Below are 22,712 nucleotides of genomic sequence, written 5' to 3'. Positions count from 1 at the left end.
TCAGATCTCCATCAGTTTCAGCTTGACCTGGTAGGGGTCGCTATCGTCGGGGATATCCACCGGCTGGATGGGGTGGGCCTCCAGGGGGGGTTGTTCGTGGTGACGCCAGCGGACGGTAAACTGGCGGCTATCGGCCAATGATAAAGTCATCGTCTTGGCTGGGTCTTCGGTAGTGGCGTAGAGGGCGGCCACGGTCTGCCGGTCGATCCAGGCGTGATCCACCCCCCCTTGCAGGGTGATGGGTCGGCCTGCCTGGAGCTGGGAGGCTTCAATTTCCAACGCCCCGCTTGCCGTGTGTTGGACGGTTTGGGCGACCGGGGACCAGGCGGCGCTGTACTCATCGGTCCAGAACAGATCGTCGGGTAGGGTTATGCCGTCGAGTTCCGCCATCAGAGCGCTCTCCCCTGCTCCTGCTGGAGAATGCGCAAAAGGGCGTCGGTGTCCGACTCTTGGAAGTCCCCTGCCACGGTTTCACCTCCCCCGGACAGCTCAATACGGATGGTTTTGACATCCCCACCGCTGGAGCCGCCCCCCACGCTGCCACCGCTGGCAAGACCGGGGGCGGAAAAAGCCCCTTTCGGGAAAGATTTTTGGTTGAGCATGGCCATAAATCGCTGGCCATAGTTCTGGACGGTATCCGGCGGCATGAATCGCTCGCCGGGGGTCAGCCAGGCATCCACCAAGCCGCCGGTGGCCAAGCGGGGGGCGCTCATACTGGTGATAGCGTCCATGAGGGCGGAGCCGTAATAGTCGCTGGCACTTTTATTGATAATCCAGGAGCCTACCGGGAGGGAGTAGGGTTCGGTATCCTGATTTCCGGAGCCCGGTACGGTGGAGCGGGTGAGGCGTGGGAAAACTGCCCCGCCGCTGTTGAGTTTGAGCGCTCCCACCAGGCCGCCGTCGTGGTGCTGCTCCACATAGCGGGTGGTGATGGTGATGGTCTTGGACTGGATGGCGTCGAGGGCGGTTTTGATGTTGTTTAGACTGTTGAGGGCAGAGCTGGTTCTGGCGTTGACGGTGACGGTTTTATCCTCCAGATCATCCACCGCGTCCGCCACCTCTTCCACCATCCGGACAGCCTCTTCAGCGGATTTTTCCAGCCCCTCCAGAGACGCCTGGAGATTGCCAGTCGTCTCCTCTGCTTTTTCCAGGCTGCCGTCATATTCATCCACTGTCTCCACCACTGATGATAGGGCATCCTGGACCTCCTCGGTTTTGGTTTTGATCTCCGCCAGCACCTCCCCCCACTCGGTGATTTTTTTAATGTGGGGAGTGAGCGCCACCTCATCCAGCTCCAGCAGCAACTTGCCAAAAGAGATGATTTTTTCCTGAAGACTCACCACCACCTCCCCCAGATCCACCATCAGGCGGCCCATCTCCTTGATAGCATCCACCGGGCCGGAGACGCTTTCACCCATCTTGGCACCGGGGCCATCGTCCACCTCGGCAGCGGTGGAGAGGGCGCTCTTTAGATCGTCCAGGGCGTCCGCCATCTCCTCGATATCGGATGCCAAAGCGGCGACCGATTCCCCCGCTTCCGTCATCCCGTCCACCGCCTCGGTGGGGTCCAGAGTGAGGGCAATATCGGTGGAGACGAAAAGGGCCAAAAGATCGGTCACCTCGGTGAGGGCGGGGAGAGCTTCTTCGGTATCGACTGACAGGAGGGTGGCGGCCTCTTCCGGGATCAGCGCCAGGGCGTCGGTGGCCAGGGTCACCCCCTCTTCCATCGCTGTAGCGTCGGCGGTGAGGGTGATATCGATATCGGTGAGGCCTGCCAGGGTATCGATCAGGAGGGTGGCGGCGTCGGCGGCCTCGGTGAAGCCGGTGGCGGTGAGGACTACCGACGGATCGGTCATGGTGGAGAGGGTGGTGGAGAGGGTGGTGAGGTCCGCCAGGGCTTCCTCCAGACCGGAGACTGACACCACCACAGAGCGGGACTCATAGGTGGTCACCGGGTCGGCGGACTCCTCCACCACCCCCCCATCGGCATAGCCCCGAACCACCCCCCGATTGATCCTGGACATCATGCCCACGCCATAGTGATCGACGATGGCGGGGGGGATGATCTTTTCTCCGGGAGTGAGCATGACCGGGACATGTCCGCCGGATGCAAAGCGGGGGATTTCCCTGTTCAGTAGCGCCTGAAAAAAACCGTTCCCATACTGGGCGGCGGATGATTTGCGGATGACGTAGGAGCCGATGGGAAGCGAGGCTGGGACCGTATCGCCATCACCAACGCCCGGCACCGTGGACGCTGTGAGAGCGGGAAAAATCCCCCCGCCGCTGTTGCGGTGCAAGGGGGTCATGAGGCCACCACCTGCCGCCTTTTTGACCGTCTTTTCCTCGACTGTGATGGTGACGGTTTTATCCTGGATCCGGTCGATGGCGGCCTTGATATCCCCAATCCCGTCCAGGGCTTTGGATGTCTCGGCGGTGATGGTGATACCCTTGTCTGCAACCTCTTTCAGTCCATCCTGGACATCCTCGATGGGCTTTTCCGCCTTTTGGGTCTCAGCCTCCACCGATATGATCTTATCCCCCACCTCGTCCAGGGCCGTCTGCACCCCCTCGATGGCCTCGGCCTGGGTATCAATGGACTCCGCCGCCGCCTGCCCCCGCGCTTTCTCCACCCCCACTGCCTCTTTCAGCAGGGTGGTGAGATCTTTTTCCTGTCGGGTGATGCCGTCCAGCTGCTCGGCGTGATCGGTCATCATGCCCAAAAGAGGTCGATCCTCTTCCAGCTCCAGCCGGGTGCGCTCGGCTTGCAGGGCCTCATATTTTTTGGAGATGAGATCTTTCAGGATTTCCAGTTCCTCCCCGGAAAGATCGGTCACTTTTTCACTACCCACTGCGACATCATCCAGCAGGGCGGCAACATCTTTTGATCCTGCCGCCATCTCCTGAAAGGCCTCGCCAGCGCTCTCGGCAGCCTCTTCCACAGCTGTTTCAGCCGACTCCGCCTCCCACATCGCCACTCCCAGAGCCCCGACCGCCACCGCCGCCGCTGCCGCCTCGATGGCGATCCCGGCCTTCATCCCCATGGAGAGAGAGGAAAAGCGGCTAGCCAGCGAGCCGGATCTATCGGTCAGAGTGGAGAGGGTGGAGCCCAGGGTGGAGAGAGGGGTGGAGGCGGTTTTGGCGCTGCCGGAAATGCCGGAGATGGCAGACGCCGCCCCGTCGATAGCAGTGGATGCGGCGGTGGCGGTGGTGGGGAGAGAGGTGAAACGGCTGGCGAGGGCATCCAGCATGGTGTCGCCGATCTTGTAGGCGGCGAGGCCTGCCAGGGCGGTGGATACCCCGGCCACAGCGGTGGCAACGGCGGGCATTTCCGTGGCGAAATCGGTAAAAACGTTGATCATATCGGTCAACGCTTCCGCCCCGGCGTTGACGACGGGCAGCAGCTGATCCCCCAACACAGTGCCCAGCCCGGCGACGGCGTTATCCAAGAGCACGAGCTGGTTGGAGGTGGTGGCGGACTGTTTTTCAAACTCGGCTTGGACCGATCCCGCCAGCTTGGTCTCATCTGCCACCAGGGCCAACGACTTACGGTAGCTTTCCAGAGACCCCACCAGCACGGCAACATCATCGGAATACTCCATACCGAAGAGCTTTTTCAGCAATCCGGCCCGCTCCTGGCTGTCTACGCTGGAAAGAGTTTCCAGGAAGGACAGAAGAGCCCCTTGAGCATCTTCCGCAATTGATTTTTCCAGATCTTCCGCCTGAATGCCCAAATCTCCCAGGGCCTCCTTAAAACCTCTGGTGCCGTCCGATGCTGTTTGCATCTTCACCAACATGGAGTTGATGGCGGTGGCGGCCACCTCCGGGGGTTTGCCCAGATCGATGAAGGCGGCTGTGAGGGCGGCGGCTTCGTCTTTTGCCAGCCCAAACTGCTTGGCGTTGCCGCCGATTCTGGTCATGGCGCTGACGATTTCTGAAGCTTTGGCGGCGGTGTTGTTACTGAGGGTGTTGATGATATCGCCGAAAGATTCAATCTCGGTGATGGGCTCCTGGAAGACGTTTGACAGCTTGGCCATGGACGTTCCGGCCTGCTCGGGAAGCATGTCAAAGGCCACGCTGATTTTGGCTACCTGCTCGGTAAAGCCCGGGATCTCCTTAGCCGCCACCCCCAGCTGGCCGCCCGCAGCGGCGATTTCAGCCAGACCCTCTTTGGTCACAGGGATGGTGCGGGAGAGATCCAGGATAGTCTCCCCCATCTGCTTGAGGCCTTCAGGGTTTTCAAAATCCACCACCTTTGCCACCCCGGCCATGGCGGTTTCAAAGTTCATAGCCGATTTTACTGCTGACGAAATCCCAGCCCCCAGCCCAGCAACCCCCGCCGTGATAGATGCAGCGTCCAGGGTGAGGGCGTGGGAGAGGGATTTTCCAGCGGCCTGGGCCTTGACATCCACGCCGTCAAAAGTCGTGCCGAGCTGGCCTTCCACCTCTTTCAAGCCTGCTTTGAGGTTTGAGGTGTTGGCTGTAAACACGACTTCGATGTTGTTGTTTTTGGCAGTCATTTTTCAGAAGACCGTTCCAAAGCGTGGATAAAGGTTGACAGGGGGTAGTCCCAGACCAGCAGGTGGCCCCGCTCAATCAGGTGGAAAGCGAGGGATTCAAGCTGGCGGCGGCCGCTTTTTTGGCTGCCACCCCCGCCTGAATGAGTGGGTCCAGGAAAGCGAAAAAATCGGGGACTTTCTCCCGGAGCAGGGCGAGAACTTCCCGCAACTGGGGCAGGGTCAGGCTGTCAATCTGGATCTCATCCCAGTCGGTGAGGAGGCTGAAAACCGTGATCGGGATGTGGTCGACAGTCAGATGGGAATCCAGTTGTCGCCTACCCTCCTCAGTTTCGGTGCTGGCGACCCAATCGCGGATCTTTCCCACGGTGGGCTCGGTGATGGTGATTTGTTGGCCAAAAATCTGAGTCTTGTTTTGCTGTGACATGGGTCTACGTCCTTCTATTCACCCCCCCGCCATAAAGGGGGGGGGTGGGCTGTTATTTCTCTGGGGTGACGGTGTATGGGGTGGTTTTCCCGGTGAGGGTCTTCATTGTGCCGGAGAGAGAGACCTCCACCCAATCGCTGGACATAAAATCAACCGGGGAGTCCGGGGTGAGCACCGCTTCATCCACCTCTACACGCACCCCTTTTCCGTCCTTGATATTTTTTCCGTCCAGCGCCAGCTTGGCCCGGATGATGGGCTGGGTCGCGCCACTGATCCGGGAGGCGGAGATGGCGGCGTGGTCATAGTCCACCAGTAGATCCGCCCCATCACTGATACCTCCCCCCGACTTTATTTCCAGAAGACCCAACGCATAGTTCACACTGTAGTCCGTGCCATCCACATAGGTGGTGACCTCTGGGTCATCCGTTACCACAACCGTAGCGTCAGTGAGGTTTTTCTGGGCCAGGGAAATCCACTTGCCCGACTTGGCGGTGACACTCTCGTCTGTGACTGTGCCCGCCCCAACATTATGGTCGACAGCCTCCCCGAGCAGAATCATGGCCAGAACGTCCGTGGATACCCCGTTGAAAGCGACCTTGACGTTGGAGTTGGTTTTTAACGCCACTACGTCCAGTTTTTGGCCGTAGGTCTCTTTCATTTTTGACGTCCGCTCCTTAAGTTCGGACTCTTCCTTGATCTCAAAGGCGGTGCAGTTGTCCACCTGGATAAAGCCGGTCGACTCACCGGCGTCTGTCAGTCGGTCGATATAGAGTGTTCCAGAAGCTAAAAATCCTCCCTGCATGACTTAACCCTCCTCTTTCTTGGGCTGGGGATTGGCGGGGTCTTGAATCACGCCTTTTTTAACGAGCTTTGCCACCGCGCCCTGACGGACCTCGGCGACATTCCCAGCGTGATATTGGACGCCCCCATGGGTGTGGGTTTTGATGAAGGTGACCTTCACTTTCGGCTCGGGTTTTGGCTCTTCTTGTGTTTTTGGCTTGGCGACCATGGTTTTTCTCCTAGATGACAAACTCGGTGTTGAAAAACAGGGTGTAATAGATGAACCCGGATTCGGAGTGGTCCACCTGGTGCGGCTCGTTTTCCGGCATACACAAGGGGGTGTAGGTGTCGCCCTCCACCTGGGGAGCCCAGCTGGAGAGGGTGGTGATGACCTGGTGGATCAGCGGTCCGGCCTGCTCCCTGGCGCCACTCCCCCCTTTCACATCCCGGTAGCTCCTCGCCACCACCGTGACCGCCCACACCTGGCGCATCAGCTGCCCGGAGTGAGGGGTGCGGGTGTTTTTGGGGGTGGTGGTGACGATGGAGAGATAGATGGCGGGCGTGACCTGCCCCCGCTCCTGAAGCCCCCCCAGATCCCCCATGGGCAGCACATGGGCGCCCGGAATCTCCTCTTTCAACCTCTGGAGGATGGGCTTTTCTGCGGCGAGAAAATCCGACATCAGGGAATAACCTCCCTGATGATATTTCTGGCCCGCAGCCCCTTCACATCGATCTTCAGCACGACCACCTCAGTCCCGGCTGGATATAGAATCCCCTGATATTCATAGGGTCTGAGAAAAACTGCCTTGACCGCCTCCGCCAGCCGCTCTCGATGGCTTCGCCGATCCACCGGCTTGGGGGTAGCTTGAGGGCGACCGGTATCGATCCTCACGATGGCACCGCTGGCGAGCAGTTCAGCGGCCTCAACCTCTGACAGCTCAACGCGTGACCCCATCGGGTATTCCACGCCGCTGTTGCGCAGAGGGGTGCGGACGATGAAGACGGCGGACGGCTCTTCCACGGTCGCCTCTGTGACAGGCTCCGCTCCCGGGGGTGGCTCTATCGGGGGTGGCTCTACCGGTGGGGCTTTTTCCGGGGCAGGTTTTTTGGGCTTGGTCATGTCAGCTCTCCACCCAATAAAGGTCTTTGATCGATCCACCCCTCAACAGCCCGGCTACATCACTGCCGTGGACGACGAGGGACTCCCCCGCAAAATAGTTTTCGCCCAGATAGGTGATGTCGTGGGTGGCGGTGGCGGTGACTTTGACGACTGGGGAGCCCTTCTGGCTGACGTGGTTTTTGTCGTGAAAAATTCGTGGATTGTGTGGCGGGATGCACTTGATCACCCCCTCCTGGATGAGTATGCAGGCCTCGCCGATGGGGAGTGTGATGCGCCCCCCGGCGGGGCAGGTGTTGCCATCGCGCTTGATGGGGGTGACGGCCTGATAGCGCTCCTCCCCCAGAGGGGTGGGTTTTTCTGTCTCGGACATGCCGTGATCTCCTTAAAATCCGCTGATTTGCGTGGTGGAAAATTGAGCCTCCACTCCCCCCTGAACGACCTGGGGGGAGCCTGTCGGGGTGGTGGTTTGGGTGGCGCTGTCAGAAAGGATGGCCTTGCCGCTCTGAAGGTCTTTCAGATAGCTGATGGCCGCTTTTCTCCGCTCGCCGATCTCGGACGTGGGTAGATCGTCGTGGAAACTGTGACGCGCCAGATCCCCGCAGATCCGGGGGAGTGGGGATTGATCGATGGCTGCCTGATCCAGGGGCAGCTGGTAGCGGCTCCGCAGATAGGTGTTGATGAAGAAAAATCCAGTCTCGATGCTCGCCTCGATCCGGGCCAGGACCTGGTCGGCGGCGTCGATCTGCTCGGGGGTGTAGCCGGAGCGGTCCCTCCCATCGATAGTGAGCTGCATCAAACCGCCGTCCACCGGGGTGGTGGTGGAGCAGGCCTGCCCCAGCTCGTCCGCGCCAAACCATGTGGCCAGCTGTGCGGGCGTGCAGTACATCACCGCCCCCTGCTGGCTACGGCGGTAAAGGCGGCCTCATAGGTCACCCCCTCTTTTTCGGCATAGCTCCGAATCTCCTGATCCAGCACCCGCCTGTCTGGATCAATCTGCCAGTGGGTGCCGCCGATCTTGATGTTGTCTCCACTATCAGGCGCAGCTGGTGAGGTGTATTCGCCCACCCCCGCCATCAACTCCCGAAAGGCGACGGTTTGAGGGACGGAAACCTCTTTGCCGTCCTTGCCGGTGTGGGTGACCATCTCCTCGGGATCGAGGCTGGCCATGAAGAGGGCGAATTTGGCTTTTTGACCAGGAGGAATTACCCCCCTCTCAACCTGATCCTCGGCAAAATCAAGGGCGCTTGCAGCATCCTTTTCAGCCTGGGCTTTCAGGTGCTTTTCTTCCCGCTCGGCAAAGGCGACCTCTTGCGCCCTCAAGGCTTTTTCTCTGGCGGCTGCGCTTTGCTCCCGAGCGCTCAAAGCCTCTTCTTGGGCGGTGAGGTCTTCAGTGGTGGGGGTTTTGGTCGTTTGGTCTGGCATGGGGTTCTCCATCATTTGGCGGCTTGGTTGGCGGCCTCTGCATAGGCGAGACCGGGGGTTTTTTGCATCAGGTGGAGGGCGCGGCTGTGGAGTTTGAGCCCCTCCGGATCGACGGTGTAGCCTGCCGGGGTTTTGAAAAATGCGGTGCTTTGGAGCCCTCTCTCCTCAGCGGCCACCTCGGCAAAGTGGACAACAGGAGGGGCGTCGGCCAGCAGATCCCGCAGGGCTTTTCCGGGGGTGGCGGTGATCTCCTCCCCGTCCAGCTCGGAAAAAGCGAGGGTGCCGCCCAGTTCGTCGGTGGCGGTGATGAGCTGGACCAGGCGCTGGCGATGTTTTGGGGCGGCTTTGCCCTCCCTGATCAGCCCCTCCACAAAGGCGAGGATTCCATCCTCCTGGAGCTGCTGCTCTCTGGCGGCCACGGCCTGCTCCCGGAGCTGGAGCTGGATCAGGCGGGCGGCGAGATCGTCAGGCTGGGGTTTTGCGTCACTCATCGGGCGGGCTCCATCATGTGGCTCTGGAGGATGGTCAGCACCTCCCCCATATCGGTGTCATTGAGCTGGTCTTTACTGGTGGTGAGAGCGGAGCGCCGGGGCATCTGGAAGCGGTGGGATTTCCGGCCCGCCTCGCCCCCCTTTTCGTGGATGGCGGCATATTTTTTGCCGGAACCTACCCGAAGTTGATCCTTATCCGCTTGATAAACATAGGATCTCCGAAGCTTTCCAGAGGCCGAAAGAATCTTCATGGCGGAGATGGAGCGGGCCGCCTTGGCTCGGAGCCCTCCCTTTTTTTTGAAAGTCTTTCTGCTCCCCCCCAATCTTGACATTACTGTCGAGTAAGAAAGATCTTGCCACTCCTTCCCATCCGGATCTTTTTCCTGATCGAAGCGGGCCTGGATGGCGCTGACCAGGCTCTCCCCGGCATCAGCAAAAGCGGTTTTGAGGTCGCCGCCCCTCTCCTGAATCCGTCCCAACAGATCCATCACCCGGGCGTCATCCACACGGATGGAAATAGCGTCGCTACTCATCGTTTTTGCTCCTCCTGGAAAAACGTTTGCAACTCTTGTGGCCAGCCCTGGATCTTGTTTTGAAGCTGATCAGCGCCGGATTTATCACCCGGCATATGGTCAAATCCGGGATCGATACCCGCCGGCACAAACATTTCCCGGCCATCTTTGGTGGTCCACTTGTAGGTCTCGATGACAGGGGCCTGGTCCACAACGAGTCCCTGCCGATCCAGATCCCACTGGGAGAGGGCGGAGACAAAGCACTTGCAGCCGTAGCCGTTGGGGGGGTAGTGGGTGCGCCACCAGGGATCGTCAGTCGGGAGAACCATCCCGTGCCAGGCGAGGTGGTGTTTTCGGGGGTTCATCGATCCGCCGTGGCGGTATTGCCAGAACGGCCTGTGCTCCACCAGCGCCTGTTGCTGCTTCAACCTGCCCGCGCTGTAGGAGGAGTGGAAATTAGTGTCGAGGATGGTGTTGGCCCGGCGGGTGGGATCCCCTTTGAAAGACCAGCCGTGCTTTTCTGCAATCTCCCTGAAAATCTTGACGAAAGTTTGCCCGGATTCGCCTTCCTCGATGTGGCTGGTGACGGCGTCGTGGAGATCAATCAATAGATCCCCTTTGGTGGCTCCAGCCACAGAAAACCCCCAGATGTGCGCCCCCTCCAGCATCTCCTGCCAGCTGTCGGTGGGGATCATGGCTTTATCCCGCAACAGCTCCAGAGCAGGGAGGAAGGGGAAGCGGCTGAAATCAAGCGCCATCGTTGGAATCCTCTTCCATCACCTCGATGCGGCCTCGTAGCTCGGCATAGAGGGAGGCGGCGGCGACGATCTCAGCGAAATCAGCGGCATCAATCCGGGGATAGGCCTGAAAAATCGCAGCTCGCAGCGCGTCCGGATCGGTGGCGGTTTTGATGGCGCTCTCGATGGATTCCCCCCAGCTGGCGATGGCCTGCCCCAGGAGGGCGGCGGCCTGCTTTTTAATCTCGTCCGGACCGGGATCTGCGGGGGGGGCCGGGTCGGCAAAGTCGATGGGCAGGTGGCGGTAGGCCCAGGGGTCGGTGGCGGACGGAACAGGACAGGAGCCGCCGGGGCAGTCGTCAGCGAAATCCACGGATTTTTCAGGGGTTTTTTCTTGCTTTTCGACTCCCTCTTCCCCTTCCTGGATTCCCGCCTGTGCGGAAATGGCGGGGCTGGCGTCGGTTTCCGATTCCGACTCCCCGCCCTCTGAAACATCCTCCCACTCTCCCCCGTAGGTCTCCCTGACCTGCTCCAGAGTAGGCCGAAAACCCATACCAAAGAGCCGCCCATCCCGCTCAGATCGGCTATCGAGATCTTCAGCTTCCTCGGTGATACGGGAGACGATGGGGGGGGTGGCGTTGGAAAAGTTCCACCCGGTGAGCCATCGGACCACGCTTTTGTTAAAGCTGGCGCAGACCAGATCGGCATCCGCCTTGACCACCTCGTTGCGGACCGCCTTGTGGACCTCGGCTTTATACTGCCCCCCCGCCGCATCGGTGGTCATGGTCTGGGAGAGCACCACCTTGGCGATGGCGGCGTCCATCCGGTCATAAAAATCGCCGTGGCCGGGAGAGCCGGAGCGGGAGGCCTCCAGGAGGTCAATCCGCATCTCTTCCGGGATAACCACGCCGGAATCGGAGCGGATTTTTTCCAGAGCTGACAAGAGGTTTTGCTTTTCCGCGTCGGTGGTGCCGGACGGAAAGCGCCCCAGGGTGGTGGGGGAGCCGAAGCGGTCGATATATGACAGCCAGAGCCTGGAATTGCCGGTTTTGAGAAACACCGGCCAAAACAGGTGGTGAGCCAATCCCAGTCCATAAGGCTCGTCATCGTTATCTCCGCCAGTGCGGAAATGCCAAAATTTCTTTTCTGGCAGAGGCTCCCCATCCAGCTGATTTTGCAGGGTTAACAGTCTGGGGTTGTCGTCCAGATCGAAAACAAAGCGCTTTTGCTTTCTGACCTTGATTTCATCTAGCGTGAAAAGGCGACCGTCGGACGCCCACAAGCACTCCGCCACCGCATAGCCGTAAAAAACGCCGTAGAGCATTTTATCGGTGACGTTGTCCCAGCCGATCCGATCCAGGGTTTCCTCGATCAGCTCAGCGGCCAGGCGGGAGGGTTTGTCGTCCGCTCCGGGCTTCACCTCCCACGGGGCGGCGGTGACGGCCAGGCGGCGCTGCTGGAAGGTGGAGGCCACCTGGTCGTCTCTCAGCAGCTCCTCATAGACGGTATAATCCCCGCCCCCTTGAGCCTGAAGAACGGGATCTTGAGGCTGGAGAATACCCAGGGTGTTGTACGGCCGGGTGATATCCCTCCCATCCCGGGTGGTGGCGATCTCCTGGCGGATGGTTTTTGGAATGGCGCGGCTTTTCTTGGTATTTTTAGATTTTTTAGCCACGGATCAGCCTCCCGAGTCCACTCCAGATGCCGTCAGCGCGACCCATCACACCACCCAGTCCCGCAGCTGGTCCGGAGCGGGGGGTGGAAAGGGGGGCAGAGTCGGCGCCCTGGGATTGGTGGGCGGCGGCGAACGCCATCTGCAGGGCGTCCGGGCCGTCGTCGTGGGTGCCGGGCTCGCCCCAGTGTTTCAGTTGGGATATCAGGGTTTTTTGGGACTGGTGGAGCTGGATCAGGCCGTTTTTCAGGTGGGGCTGTATGGAGCTGATACGCAGACCCTTGTCCGTGGAGGGTTTCACCCCCTGGGCGGGCACCGGCGTACCGCGCTTGGCCGATCTTTTGACCAGCTCATCCTTGAAAAATTCTTGAAACTGAATCGTTTCCACCACCCAGCGGCGGCAGCCGTATTGCAGTTGCAGGGCTATAATGTCCTCGATGATCTGATCCGGGGTGCGGCGGCGGATGTCTGCCTCCACCACTGAAACCACCCCCGTTTCCCGGTCAAGCCCCACCACAATCAGAGCCGACGGATCCCCCCGCCCCCCCGATTTACCCATGGAGGGATCCACCGCGCCGAAATAGAGCCAGTTGGGGTTTTCCTGGGACCAGAACAGGATCTCGCCAAAGGTGGCATTTTCCCGCAGGGGTTGGTTTTGTAGCTCGGAATCGAAGGCATCGTGATCATCGGCGCGGAGTTTCATGAGGTTTACCAAGGGCCGCACCCCGGGCCAGGAGACCACCGCCCCGGCATCCATACGCCCCTTGTTTTGCTTGTAAAAAGCCCCCGCCACCTCTTCCCCCTCCTGGCGGAGAAGCTGCTCCCAGCGATCCCAGAGGGGCATCTCATCGGGCCAGCGGCGGATGGCTTGAAAGCGCATCGATTCCCACAACGGATCATTCAGCAGGCGGTTAAGGACCGAGTCGTGATGGAGCACCGTGCCGACGATGATGACATCCATGGAGCCGTCTGGCGGCCCCAGCTTGAGGGCCGATTTTTTCAGCCAGGCGTCCAGCTTGTCCCGCTGCTCCAAGCTTCGCACGCTCTCATCATTTTCCATATCGTCCAGAATCAGGAGGTCGGGGCGGTGGGGGCCGTGACGCAGGCCGCGCACCCGCTTGCCCGATCCGAAAGCCTGTATTTTCGCCCCACCAGCGGTGACCGCCACCCCCTCCTGCCAGACGCGTCCAACACCGACATCCTCGGGAAAATCCTGCTTTAACCGGGGGTTGGCTTCCAGTTCGGCCTTGATCGCCTCCAGCATTACCGCTGCCTGGTGGTAGGCGTCCATGGCGATGGGGATGAACCGCTTGCGCTGGGTGAGGAGGCACCAGAGGGTAAAAATCTGGGTGATGATGGTGGATTTGGCTTCACCCCGAGGGGCGGCGATGGCGAGTTTTTTGCCCTCTTTTTCAGCGATCAAGGCGGGTAGGCGCTGGAAGAGGTACTGATGCAGCTGGCTTTCGGAGCCGGTGACATAGTGGGGAAAGTAGGTTTGGGCGAAAAAGCGAAACGCTTTTCGGGCCTGATCCTGGCGTTTTTTGGCGGCTTTGGGGGTACTGTCGAACCCCTCAACCTGGGCCTCGATAGCCTCTCTGAACGAGTCGGCATACTCTGCCAGGCTCTTTTGAAAAGCTTTTGGTGAGAGATCCTTAGCCATGATCTTTGGCCAGCCTCTCACCAAAGGGCTCCAGAACTTCCAGAAAAGCGCCTGCATGCTGGGGAAAGTCGCTCTTGATAAAATCTCCCAGTTTTTCCACGGTCTCCATAGCGACACCCAGTGTGGCCAGCTTGGCGTCGAGCTTGGCGACAGATCCGGTAATTTTATTGAACGAATCCGCGAGCTTGGCTAGGGCGTCGGTGCGCTCCAGGGGTTCCAGATCGTCGGCGGCTTCCAGCGCTTCCACCGCTTTGAGGTAGACCCCCATATATTTTTCGACGCCCTGACGCATGGTGGAGCGACGACCTTTGCCAGCCAAAAGAAAGGCGTCTCTCGCCTGCTGCCAATCGTCGCCACTTTTCAGCGCCTCACGACGCCAGCGGCGGGCGGTGGCGATGGCGACCCCCAACCGCTCAGCGACCACAGCCAAATCTCCCCCCTCGATAAAGCGGCGGCGGAGTTTGGAGCGGGTTTTGGAAGTGTGGGCCATCAGACGCCGAGCCGGGCCCTGATCACGCTAACGCCGCTCGCTACCACCAATCCGGCGAGACCGCCGACAGTGCCAGAGTGAACGGCGGCTTTTTGCTCCACATTTCTCAGCCGCTGATCGACGCCGGAGAGCATTTCCGTGTGGTTATCCTGGGTTTTTTTGATCCCGTCGATAGCCCCCTCGATGCGACCAATGGCCAAGGAAAGATCTTGGTTTTCTAGCATGTTCAGCCCCTGCTCGGCTTGAAGTTTGACCGGACCGGAAGAGCCCGGCCCGGCGCTTGCGTTCATGGCCGTGAGTGTGCCAGAAGGGGAGGGAAAAACTTGAGATGAAGAACTTCAGCAGGGGATCAGGAGGGGGTGTTTTTTGGGTCGCTCAATATGACGTAGATGGATCGCTCGGTGAGATCGTACTCAACCGCCAGCCTTCTTACCGGCACTCCTTCGTCATAGCGGCGAACAATCTTCCGGTTACGGATGGTGCGGAAGGCTTTTTTTGCCTGGGGGATCATCAACACTTCCCCGCCAAACCTCTTGCCCAGGCGTCGGGCCTGCTCGATCCCCAAAAGCTCTGCCAGGGCGTGCTGTGCGCTGAATTTTTTGGGGATAAAAAGCCGCGTCCCTTTGTACTTCTTGATCATCTTCAGCGCTCCAGGCAGGCCGGTTACCTCGGCTACCTCCTGAAATGCTTCCGGCAGATCCTTCATTCTGACGTCTTGATTTTTCCGCCCTGCTACGCTCATGTCCGTCTCCCGTGTCGCCTGGCATCCTCCGCCAGCTCGCCAATGATGTGGCGGAGCTGGTGTTTGGTGCACCACTCCACCCTGTCCACCCGGTACATTCTCTGGGCCATGGCGTGGACGTAACTCCACGGCCGTTTCGCTTCTGCCAAAAAGGCTTCGATTTTTCCCAGCATGGGGCCTTTTTTCGGGTCTTCCATCAGACTGGGCCGCCCGGGAAAACCCTGCCCCCCACCCCCGGCCCGCTGATTCAGATAGCGGATAAAATCCCGGCGCTGATCCGGGGTGATACGGCTGGAGCTGTTCACCCCGTAGCGGCTGGTGAGGAGCGCCCGATATTCCGGATCCTCGATCCCAGCCTGTCTTTGAAGGGCGTGAATTTGCCGCATGTCCTTGAGATAGCGCGCCCTTTGAGGGGATATCGATCTGGTTTTTTGTTTCACGCCTGCTCCCTCCTGACGAAAGCGCCGCACCCCTCCCGGCTGGTCTCGCACTTTTTCTCAGCTATCCCACACTCCCCCATCAACGGGCAGGGGGTGGCGCTTTCCGATCTATCCAACCCCTCTTCCCGGGAGAGAAAACGCTCACACTCCGGGCCGCCTCGGGTCTCCTTGATCTGACAGCGGCTCCCCCTTCGGCAGCTGGCGGCGACGGTGCAGACGATCTGGGGTTGGCCGATATTTTTCAGTAGTTCAGAGAGCTGGCCGGGCTTGGCATAGTTCGTGTCTGGCCGCCAATCGTCCGGGGCTCCCTTGGGGGCGTCGGGGTGGCGCTTGGGGGGGGATGACTCTCTCCCGGTGGGCTCCCGCCTGCCTTCCTGTTGCTGCTCTCTCGATGCATCCGCTTGGTCGGCCTTGTTGTAGGCGATGGCTTGCAGGTAGGCATGACTTTTCAGGGGCCTGACTTTTCCGGTTTGCTCCGGACTGTCCACCAGATCCCGGATGGCCTCCCGCCAGATGCGGGGATGGCAACGCCTGGGCGCGCCGTGCTTGTGAGTGACATACTCAGAATCAACCAGCCCCTTCAGATCCGCCAAAAGCCGCTTGGTTTTTCCAGCGCTCAAGCTGTGGCTCTTTTGGGTGCGGAAAAGTGTCAGATAGGGGATGACCAGCCCGGACAGCTCCCCCGGCAGCTGGTTCATCAAAACCAGCGCCTCCCGGTCATCCAGGTGGGCCTGGAGATCTTCCAGAGTGTGGAGCCTGCCGCATCCAGAGCAGGGGAAGACGATCACGGGTCAGGGAGCCATCACCGACCAGATCGCGCCCACATAGAGCAGGAGCGACAGGCCGGAAAAGAGGGAGATCCACACCCCGGTGATCCAAACGGGCTGCTCCATGATCCAACCGGAGAGGTCCATCAGACGGCCTCCCCTTCCTGACCGGGCGCCCAAGCCGTGGGGATCTCCTCGCTCACAGCTTCCTCCTTCAGCTCGTACCAAAAGAGATCCTTATCCATGCGTCGCGCCCCCACCATGGCCAGTCGCTCCTCGGGCCACTCCCGCAGCACTTCCTTGTTGACATCTTCCCGGGTGCGGATGGCGTCCTTGTATCCCAGCTCTTTGATGCGGCCCAAAATCATGGCCCATTTGGAGCGGGGTTTGGGTTTGATTTCAGAGGAGCGGCGAAAGCCCAGGTGACCAAAAGCGAGATCCACAGAGCGTTTTTTCTTGAACAGCCCCTCTTTGTGGTATTCGGCAAAGGCGGTGAGTCCGGCGGTCAGGGCCTCCAGCCTGTTGCGGCGGGGGGCGGCGAAAGCCTCGGCGGCGGCTTTGATACGGTCGATGGAATGGTTCATGTCGGTTTCAATCGCTGAAATATTGCGTTTCAGATGAGCGATTTCTCCCAACACCTGGTTGGCGTGCTCCAGGTCTCGAACGATGATGGGGCTCTTGGGTTTGACGCGTTTTTTGCTGGCCATGGGGCTGGCTCTCCTCTTTATAGCTGGGTGAATCCGGCTGTTTTGTGCCAATAAACCGCCTCAAAAACACCGGGGCGGGCGGCTTTTTCCATGTGGGCGGCGTGAATCTCACCCCTTTGCATCCCCCGCAGCAGCAGGTCCGACAGCTGGGTGGGGTGGAGATGGGGGAGGTGCCGGCGGATTTCGGTCTTGGTGATGCCCCCCGGATGACGCCGGACCAGCTGGTGGAGGGTCATTTCGTCTCCCATCTCGGCGATGGCCCTGCCGATCCGGGCCATGATGCGCCCGGGCCGCCATGTGGAGAGGGCATGGCGGCCCGGGCTTGCGGCCCCTGCTCGAACCCGGCCCATCGCGTGAGAGGCTGGGGAACTGGGGCGCACTCTGGTGTGGCGGTGATCGTGCATTATTTGGAACCCCCTGTTTTGTGGTGCGCTTTTCCGGTATTGGGATCAAAAATGGTTTTGTTGCGTTTGACCTGGGGAGCTTTTGGGCCGGTGTTGTGGCTGGATGGCAGGGTGTAGCGGGCTTTGGAAGCGTGGGTCGCCTCCTGCACCGTCACCAGAATTCCCGCCCGGGCCAGATTTTGAATATAGTCCTGGGCCGCTGCCGGTTTGATTCCCGGATAATGGGACAGATCCTCCCAGGAAAAATCCCCGAAGGTCTTGATCAAGCGCCACACTTTTTGATTGGTCTGTTCTGGAACTTTCGAGCCGTCTTTCCTCAGCCGGGGCCGATCCACCCCCACATCCCGAATCAGGGTATAGGTGGCCGGATTGTGCAGCCCGCCGACCCCCTCTTTTTCCAGATAGCCCCCCCGTACCAGGCTGGTCAGGTAGGTGGTAATGCTGGATCCGTCCACGTTGGTGTGATCTATCAGATCCTGCCAGGTGAAAACCCGTCGCTCCCGCATGACCGCCCAAACCCAATCAAGGCCCTTGGGGCGGGCTGTTTTTTGCCTCCTGGCCATGCTCACCTCCCCAGATCCGGATCACAGGTGAAGAGGGGCTGATCTCCCCACTCGGAGAGGCCAATCTCTTTAACGCCACTCAATTTTGACCAGTTTTCAATTGTTTCCAGAGCATTGCAAACCCTTCGAACCACACCACCGCTGGCCTCGGCGATGGTATTCAGCATGTCGGCGTGGATGGTGACCTCGCCCTGATAAAAGTGGTGAAGGTTTTTGACATCCTCCCCATCAGCAGGTCTGGCGCGGTACCAGGTGAGCACCCGGTCATAAAAGCGGGGGGTTTTTTTGAGCTTGAAGGGCAGGCTTTCCTCCCCCACCACGATGATGGTGGCCTTGCCCTTGCTGGCCAGGTACAGCTCCCGGACATGCTCAGCCAGCCCCTTGTCCACCAGCTTGTCGAATTCATCAATAATGAGTGGTCGACCGGATAAAAGAAGCTGATTGCCTGCCTGCTCCGTCATTTCCCAGATGGTTTTGGCCGGGGTGATGCCCATCTCCCTGAGGATGCGGGTGAACAGCGCCTTTGCGGTCCACGATTTACCCGCCTCGATGTAGTAGGCCTGGAACTGAAGGAGGGCAAAACGGGCGGAGATGGATTTTCCCAGCCCCGGCTCCCCATAAAAACAACCAATCCCCTCCATGTGGGAGGCCCGCCCCTGAAGCCGCTCCATCATCTCCATAAAAAAGGCGACATTTTTCAGTGGTGCGGGCGTGCCATTTGATTTTTCAGCCATTTTTTTAAATCCCTTATCCGGCTGCCTGTTGAGGGAAAGCTTTGGCCATCCGGAGCATAGCTTTATATTGCGGGCTCTCCTTGTAGGTGTCGTACCAGGATCCCTGAATCTCCCCCACCGCCTCCCCAGCCGAAATTTTCCGCTCGATCTCCTGAGCCCGCAAAAACCGCTCTTTGCCTGGGTCTTGGGTCGCTTGCTTTGGCGCGGTGATCTCTTGATGGAGCCGGTCATAGGCGGCGCGCTGCTCCAGGGTCATGGGTTTCGGCTTGGCTGGGGTGCTTGATTTGACAGCCTTTGCGGCGGCGTTGATGGCGGGGGAGGCGTGGGTTGTTTTGGTTGTGGGGAACGCCACCACCTGGGCGGCCTCTTGCTCTCTTTTGTTCTGGATCTCCTGATGGATGTCCCGGGTTTGGGCGAGTCTGGCTTCCCTTTTCAGGATTTTGACACCCTCTTTCATCACCCGGTTTTGGATCGCCTTGGCTGCCGCTGCTTTTTCTTTGAGCGAAACCCCGGTCCACTCGGGATCCTCAGCCAAGCAGATGAATTCCATATCCAAGGTGAAAACGTAGGCGCGGCCCATGTCGGTCTCGTCCAGCAACACCCGCACCTCCTCCTCTTCGGGCCTGCCCCAAAGTTCTGCCGCCACAAAACAGCGACCGTCGGCATGGATGCCCTTTTTCTGGATTGTGCGGGTTTCCTTGCCTTTGGGGGCCTGAAAGAGGAGTAGATCCAGCGCTCTTTCGTTCTCGATCTGCTTGATGGGGCTTTTCCATTCGGCAGCTTTTTGAAAGGGGGTTTTGCCGTGCAAACCCTTGCGCGCGCCTTGGTGGTAGGTGTTTTCGCACCACGCGTCACACTTTTCTTGCAGCTCGGCAGGGGTGAGGCGGATTTCCACGGCCTCCGGCTCCCCGTCACGTTTGCGGGACATCAGGCGGTTGGCAAAGGAGCGGCGGGACTCGATAGCTTTTCTATCGGCGACGTTGTGACCGATGAAGCCGGGGAGTAGCTCAACAATGCCATGGCTGAAGGTGCGGAAAACCCTTTCAATATGGGGTTTCATCCAGGGGCTGAAAGGCTCGCAAAGGGATTGTTTTATCTTGAGATCTTCCAGCACCCGTACCGTATGCTTGGCCACATAGTCCTGGCCGTTGTCGGTTTTGATCTCTTCCGGAACGCCCCAATCGAGGATGGCGCGACGGATCAGCGACGTGATAGCAGTAGATTTCGACACCCGACTGACATGAAATTTGACCCGTCGGGTGTAGATGTCGATAACGCCGATGATCTGGTGGCGTTTGCCGTCGGAGAGGATGACGTCAGCGGGGGTGGAGTCCATCTCCCATCTTTGATTGATGCGGATAACGTCTTGGGACATCGATCCCGGCGCGGCCATCTTTTTGGAGCGCCACTGATCCGGATCGGTAAGAAAGAGCCAGTAAGAGGCGTTTTTCTTGATCCAGGCCATACGAAATCTTTTGACGGATGAAGGGGATGGAACCGCTTCCGATCCGAAACGGGTTTTCAGCGCCTCATGGATCAAGCTAATGGAGGCGTGGGGATGATCCACCAGCATCCCCACCACCACTTGCTGCTGTAGCTCTGGCAGGGACCATTTGTTTTTCCGGTTGCCGAAAGCAGGCAACAATCCGGCGATACCCTTGGCCCGATAATCCTTTTCCCAGCGCTGGAGGGTGCGGGGGGTGGGCTTTAGATCTGCGGCGCTCTCTGGCAGGGGGACCAGGTGGGCCTCGACCAGCTCGCAAAAGCGGGTGATAGTGTCGATCTTGCGGTGATTTCTGCCGGAAAGTGACTGATATTCCTGGAGCAAGCGCAAAATTTCCCGGCGGCCCTCTGCGGTTTTTTGGGCGTAGCCTGGCGCTCTCTGATATTTCACCAAACCCCTTTCCCTGCTCTCAACTCGGGGGGGGTGGTGGATCTGGGCGAGGGCTGCCAGGGTGGGTTTTTCCCGTTCACCGATGATGTGGGCGGCGAGCAGGGCCACCTCCGGGTGGAGTTCCTGGGCGACTTTCAGGGTGATGGTCTCCCGATGCTGCTCGACCCAGGCGGCTTGAGCGGGAATGGGCAGGCTCGATAGATGATAGAGAGAGCCGCCACCCTTGCCTTTTCTTTCGGTGGATCGCCACTCCTCCCGGATCGCCTTATCCCGGAGATTTCTCTCCGATCCGGGGAGGTTCGGGAGGGCCAGGGCAGCTAGATCCCGGGCGGAATACCAGGGGGTGGGAGCGGCTTGCCTCATCGGAGCCCCTTCCGGAGCTTTTTCAGGAGCTGTTTTGGTTTCAGCCCGGCTGGATCCAGATCGTGGATGGTGTGCTTTTCAGTGTATTTCACCACCATGAAGGCTAGATCGTCTGGCTCCATCTCGGAGAGGGCGTTCTCCAGAAAGGCCGCCAAAAGCCACCGCTCGCCACGGGAAAGGGGCGTCTGGATGGTTTTGGTGGGGCCTTCCGGGGGGGGTGAGGGTTTTTGTTCACCCCGCCTCAGCCGCTCCACGTCTTTGTGTTCCATGTGGGGCGTGATTTGGTTTGTGGCTAGACCCTGTTGAAATTGAGGGTCTTTAAGCTTGGAAATCTCATAAAGAATTCTAAGGCCTTGCGGCAAATGCGGCCAAATGGCCGCATTTGACAACCTTGGATCTTTTGCAACTTTGATGTAGCGCTGGGCAGTGGTGTTGGAGATGCCCAAGGCCTCCACCAGGGGGAGATAGTGCCCAAATTTGGTGTTTTTCTTGACGCGGATCAGCACTTTGCCAGCCTCGATCACCCCCGCCACTGATGAACCATGGTGGCGCTGGAACTCTTTGACCAGCTCTTGGAGGGTGGTCATGATTTCGGCACCCCTTGAGCCTGCTGCCCGGCCTGCTCCATATGCTCCACCACCAGATCCCGGGCCAGGCGCAGGGCGTGAAATTCGGTCTCGGGGGCCAATGAGGTGGGATCGGAATAGATGATCAGATCAATCACCGCCGCCGCCCCTTCCAGCCGCCGCCTCTGTGGAGCTTCCGCGATCAATGGCGGGGGCTGCTCCAGGGGGACGGCGGCATATTTTTTGCGGGGGGTGGCCACTTATCCGATTCCCAGCTTTTTTTTCAGTTTGCGCTTTTCTTCCCGAGCTTGCTGCTCGATCCGGTCCAGCTGGCCCATCTTGGCCAAAAGCACTTCCTCCCCCACCAGCACGGTGGAGCCGCGCTTTTGGGCCAGCAGCTCCTGGAGACTGGTGGAGCTGGTGACCTCCTCGAAGGCGGCGGCAAACTCGAAGGGGAAGCGGTGGCCTTCCTTCGATTCAGCGGTCCAGGCGTCGAGCTTGGCTTTGGAGATGGGCTTGCCGGTCAATCTCGACATCTCCATGGCGATCTCGTCCCGATCCTTGCTGCTCTCCCGGATGGCGCGGCTGATGGCTAGACGCATCTCGGTGGCATAATCCAGGGAACCGGCTCTGGGGGCTGGAGCTCTGGGGATCTCGAAAAGACCCTCCAACACCAGCTGATCCGGATGGGCTTGGCGCTTTTTGCGGGGGCGGGGCATGGCTATGCGACCTCCCTCGCATAGATGTTGCAGGGATCGGCAGTCGTGGTATTCTGAGAGCGTCCACCTCGACCCTTGATATCAGGCCTCAGAGTGCGGCCTTGGCCGTCGTAGCGGCTGGGCCAGATGCGGCGGGGTTTGATGCCGATGGCGTCGGCGATGAGTTGTTCCAGGTGGGGCATGGGGCGCTCCAAAACCACACTGAAGGCTCTGGTGTGGTAGCTGTGGGTTTGCGCCAAATCAGAGATGGGAGTGCCCGCCAACTGCAACGCGGCTTTGACTTCCCTTGGGGTCCAATCGCGGTTTTTTGGGGGCATTTTCATCAGCTTGAGTCCCGAATGATCATGTCTAAATGAAATGTTGGATATAGATATGCCACACATTTGTTGCACTGTAAACATATTTATTGCATTGGCGGTGACTATTTTTCGCCACGGGGTTAGATGTGACATTTTCTGAGCGGATCAAAATAGCTATAGGGAAAGACAGCTTGAGAAGTTTTGCCAGGAAAACAGGCATCTCAGACACAGCTATCCGCCACTATTTGGCCGGAAAAGGGGAGCCCTCACTGTCTAAACTTATCGCAGTCGCCCAGGCATCCGAGCTAAATTTATTGTGGCTTGCCACCGGAGAGGGGTCGATGCGGGCGGGCGAAGAAGAGACGCCCCGCCCCGGCGACGGCTCGATACCGGGTTATCCGGAGATTGACGCGGCGATGATCATCCAGGCGATGGATGCGGTGGAGGGCCACCTGAAGGGGGAAGGCTCGGATATCCGGGCGGGGGCCATGCGGCCGCTGGTGGTGGCGCTGTGCAAACGAGCGGTGGAGAGAAGGCGGGCGGAGGGGGGAAAGGCGGGGGGAGCGGTGGTGGACCTTGAGGAGATGCGGGAGCTTTTTGAGCTGGCGAGCTGACCTTTTTCCCGGCCCCACGAAAAAGGTCTTGACGGATGTGGTAGGCTCCCTGGGATGAGGGGAATTTGATCCCAT

General features: G+C 59.5%; 30 protein-coding genes. 1 reads left to right on the top strand and 29 read right to left on the bottom strand.

Annotated elements, in window-relative coordinates:
- The 29 genes from HQL52_03925 to HQL52_03785 all read right to left on the bottom strand — a co-directional run bounded on the left by HQL52_03925 (position 1) and on the right by HQL52_03785 (position 22,047).
- Positions 1–390: a hypothetical protein gene (locus HQL52_03925; protein ID MBF0368586.1), complete on the bottom strand. Its 390-nt coding sequence runs from the start codon at positions 388–390 to the stop codon at positions 1–3.
- Positions 390–4,517, bottom strand: coding sequence for a phage tail tape measure protein (locus HQL52_03920; GenBank protein MBF0368585.1), 4,128 nt, complete (start codon positions 4,515–4,517; stop codon positions 390–392). Before HQL52_03920 ends, HQL52_03925 begins: the two co-directional genes overlap by 1 nt.
- Positions 4,518–4,593: 76 nt before the next feature.
- On the bottom strand, positions 4,594–4,941 hold the full coding sequence (locus HQL52_03915) for a hypothetical protein (protein ID MBF0368584.1): 348 nt from the start codon (positions 4,939–4,941) through the stop codon (positions 4,594–4,596).
- A gap of 52 nt (positions 4,942–4,993) precedes the next feature.
- A complete protein-coding gene (locus HQL52_03910; protein MBF0368583.1) occupies positions 4,994–5,743 on the bottom strand; it encodes a hypothetical protein in 750 nt (249 codons plus the stop codon).
- Between the two features lie 3 nt (positions 5,744–5,746).
- Complete coding sequence (locus HQL52_03905; protein MBF0368582.1) at positions 5,747–5,950, bottom strand: hypothetical protein; 204 nt, start codon at positions 5,948–5,950, stop codon at positions 5,747–5,749.
- 10 nt (positions 5,951–5,960) lie between these two features.
- Positions 5,961–6,401: a hypothetical protein gene (locus HQL52_03900; protein MBF0368581.1), complete on the bottom strand. Its 441-nt coding sequence runs from the start codon at positions 6,399–6,401 to the stop codon at positions 5,961–5,963.
- Positions 6,401–6,841: a hypothetical protein gene (locus HQL52_03895; protein ID MBF0368580.1), complete on the bottom strand. Its 441-nt coding sequence runs from the start codon at positions 6,839–6,841 to the stop codon at positions 6,401–6,403. The genes HQL52_03900 and HQL52_03895 overlap by 1 nt, the downstream gene beginning before the upstream one ends.
- Before the next feature lies 1 nt (position 6,842).
- A complete protein-coding gene (locus tag HQL52_03890; GenBank protein ID MBF0368579.1) occupies positions 6,843–7,211 on the bottom strand; it encodes a hypothetical protein in 369 nt (122 codons plus the stop codon).
- Positions 7,212–7,223: 12 nt separating this feature from the next.
- Positions 7,224–7,727, bottom strand: a complete 504-nt coding sequence (locus tag HQL52_03885) for a DUF1320 domain-containing protein (GenBank protein ID MBF0368578.1) — start codon at positions 7,725–7,727, stop codon at positions 7,224–7,226.
- A complete protein-coding gene (locus HQL52_03880; GenBank protein MBF0368577.1) occupies positions 7,727–8,263 on the bottom strand; it encodes a hypothetical protein in 537 nt (178 codons plus the stop codon). The genes HQL52_03885 and HQL52_03880 overlap by 1 nt, the downstream gene beginning before the upstream one ends.
- A gap of 11 nt (positions 8,264–8,274) precedes the next feature.
- Entirely contained in the window at positions 8,275–8,754 is a 480-nt protein-coding gene (locus HQL52_03875) for a hypothetical protein (GenBank protein MBF0368576.1), read from the bottom strand.
- Positions 8,751–9,287, bottom strand: coding sequence for a phage virion morphogenesis protein (locus HQL52_03870; protein ID MBF0368575.1), 537 nt, complete (start codon positions 9,285–9,287; stop codon positions 8,751–8,753). The genes HQL52_03875 and HQL52_03870 overlap by 4 nt, the downstream gene beginning before the upstream one ends.
- Positions 9,284–10,024, bottom strand: a complete 741-nt coding sequence (locus HQL52_03865; GenBank protein ID MBF0368574.1) for a hypothetical protein — start codon at positions 10,022–10,024, stop codon at positions 9,284–9,286. Before HQL52_03865 ends, HQL52_03870 begins: the two co-directional genes overlap by 4 nt.
- Positions 10,014–11,678 (bottom strand): DUF935 family protein, encoded by a 1,665-nt coding sequence (locus tag HQL52_03860; protein MBF0368573.1) that lies wholly within the window; start codon positions 11,676–11,678, stop codon positions 10,014–10,016. Before HQL52_03860 ends, HQL52_03865 begins: the two co-directional genes overlap by 11 nt.
- Complete coding sequence (terL, locus tag HQL52_03855; protein ID MBF0368572.1) at positions 11,671–13,335, bottom strand: phage terminase large subunit; 1,665 nt, start codon at positions 13,333–13,335, stop codon at positions 11,671–11,673. The genes HQL52_03860 and terL overlap by 8 nt, the downstream gene beginning before the upstream one ends.
- Positions 13,328–13,825 carry a DUF1804 family protein gene (locus tag HQL52_03850; GenBank protein MBF0368571.1) on the bottom strand — a complete coding sequence of 166 codons (498 nt, stop codon included), beginning with the start codon at positions 13,823–13,825 and terminating at the stop codon, positions 13,328–13,330. Before HQL52_03850 ends, terL begins: the two co-directional genes overlap by 8 nt.
- The gene (locus HQL52_03845; GenBank protein MBF0368570.1) at positions 13,825–14,049 is read right to left on the bottom strand and encodes a hypothetical protein; all 225 of its coding nucleotides are present in this window, start codon (positions 14,047–14,049) and stop codon (positions 13,825–13,827) included. Before HQL52_03845 ends, HQL52_03850 begins: the two co-directional genes overlap by 1 nt.
- A gap of 125 nt (positions 14,050–14,174) precedes the next feature.
- Complete coding sequence (locus HQL52_03840) at positions 14,175–14,567, bottom strand: hypothetical protein (GenBank protein MBF0368569.1); 393 nt, start codon at positions 14,565–14,567, stop codon at positions 14,175–14,177.
- Positions 14,564–15,007, bottom strand: a complete 444-nt coding sequence (locus HQL52_03835; GenBank protein MBF0368568.1) for a DUF1018 domain-containing protein — start codon at positions 15,005–15,007, stop codon at positions 14,564–14,566. Before HQL52_03835 ends, HQL52_03840 begins: the two co-directional genes overlap by 4 nt.
- Positions 15,004–15,795, bottom strand: a complete 792-nt coding sequence (locus HQL52_03830; protein ID MBF0368567.1) for a hypothetical protein — start codon at positions 15,793–15,795, stop codon at positions 15,004–15,006. Before HQL52_03830 ends, HQL52_03835 begins: the two co-directional genes overlap by 4 nt.
- Before the next feature lie 125 nt (positions 15,796–15,920).
- Positions 15,921–16,481, bottom strand: a complete 561-nt coding sequence (locus HQL52_03825) for a host-nuclease inhibitor Gam family protein (GenBank protein ID MBF0368566.1) — start codon at positions 16,479–16,481, stop codon at positions 15,921–15,923.
- 17 nt (positions 16,482–16,498) lie between these two features.
- Complete coding sequence (locus tag HQL52_03820; protein ID MBF0368565.1) at positions 16,499–16,885, bottom strand: hypothetical protein; 387 nt, start codon at positions 16,883–16,885, stop codon at positions 16,499–16,501.
- Positions 16,885–17,448: a hypothetical protein gene (locus tag HQL52_03815; GenBank protein ID MBF0368564.1), complete on the bottom strand. Its 564-nt coding sequence runs from the start codon at positions 17,446–17,448 to the stop codon at positions 16,885–16,887. The genes HQL52_03820 and HQL52_03815 overlap by 1 nt, the downstream gene beginning before the upstream one ends.
- A 2-nt stretch (positions 17,449–17,450) precedes the next feature.
- A complete protein-coding gene (locus tag HQL52_03810; GenBank protein MBF0368563.1) occupies positions 17,451–18,182 on the bottom strand; it encodes an ATP-binding protein in 732 nt (243 codons plus the stop codon).
- A gap of 13 nt (positions 18,183–18,195) precedes the next feature.
- Positions 18,196–20,439, bottom strand: a complete 2,244-nt coding sequence (locus HQL52_03805; protein ID MBF0368562.1) for a DDE-type integrase/transposase/recombinase — start codon at positions 20,437–20,439, stop codon at positions 18,196–18,198.
- On the bottom strand, positions 20,436–21,026 hold the full coding sequence (locus tag HQL52_03800) for a hypothetical protein (GenBank protein MBF0368561.1): 591 nt from the start codon (positions 21,024–21,026) through the stop codon (positions 20,436–20,438). The genes HQL52_03805 and HQL52_03800 overlap by 4 nt, the downstream gene beginning before the upstream one ends.
- Positions 21,023–21,265: a hypothetical protein gene (locus HQL52_03795; GenBank protein ID MBF0368560.1), complete on the bottom strand. Its 243-nt coding sequence runs from the start codon at positions 21,263–21,265 to the stop codon at positions 21,023–21,025. The genes HQL52_03800 and HQL52_03795 overlap by 4 nt, the downstream gene beginning before the upstream one ends.
- Positions 21,266–21,724 carry a hypothetical protein gene (locus HQL52_03790; protein ID MBF0368559.1) on the bottom strand — a complete coding sequence of 153 codons (459 nt, stop codon included), beginning with the start codon at positions 21,722–21,724 and terminating at the stop codon, positions 21,266–21,268.
- A 2-nt stretch (positions 21,725–21,726) separates the two neighbouring features.
- Positions 21,727–22,047, bottom strand: coding sequence for a helix-turn-helix domain-containing protein (locus HQL52_03785; protein ID MBF0368558.1), 321 nt, complete (start codon positions 22,045–22,047; stop codon positions 21,727–21,729).
- A gap of 167 nt (positions 22,048–22,214) precedes the next feature.
- On the opposite strand from HQL52_03785, the gene HQL52_03780 reads away from it, so the two are divergent.
- On the top strand, positions 22,215–22,637 hold the full coding sequence (locus HQL52_03780; protein ID MBF0368557.1) for a helix-turn-helix transcriptional regulator: 423 nt from the start codon (positions 22,215–22,217) through the stop codon (positions 22,635–22,637).
- The last annotated feature ends 75 nt before the right edge of the window (positions 22,638–22,712 follow it).

The sequence above is a fragment of the Magnetococcales bacterium genome (assembly GCA_015232395.1).
Lineage (GTDB): Bacteria > Pseudomonadota > Magnetococcia > Magnetococcales > JADFZT01 > JADFZT01.
Note: the sequence above shows the minus strand (reverse complement) of the source record. Positions and strands in the feature narration are given on the sequence as shown.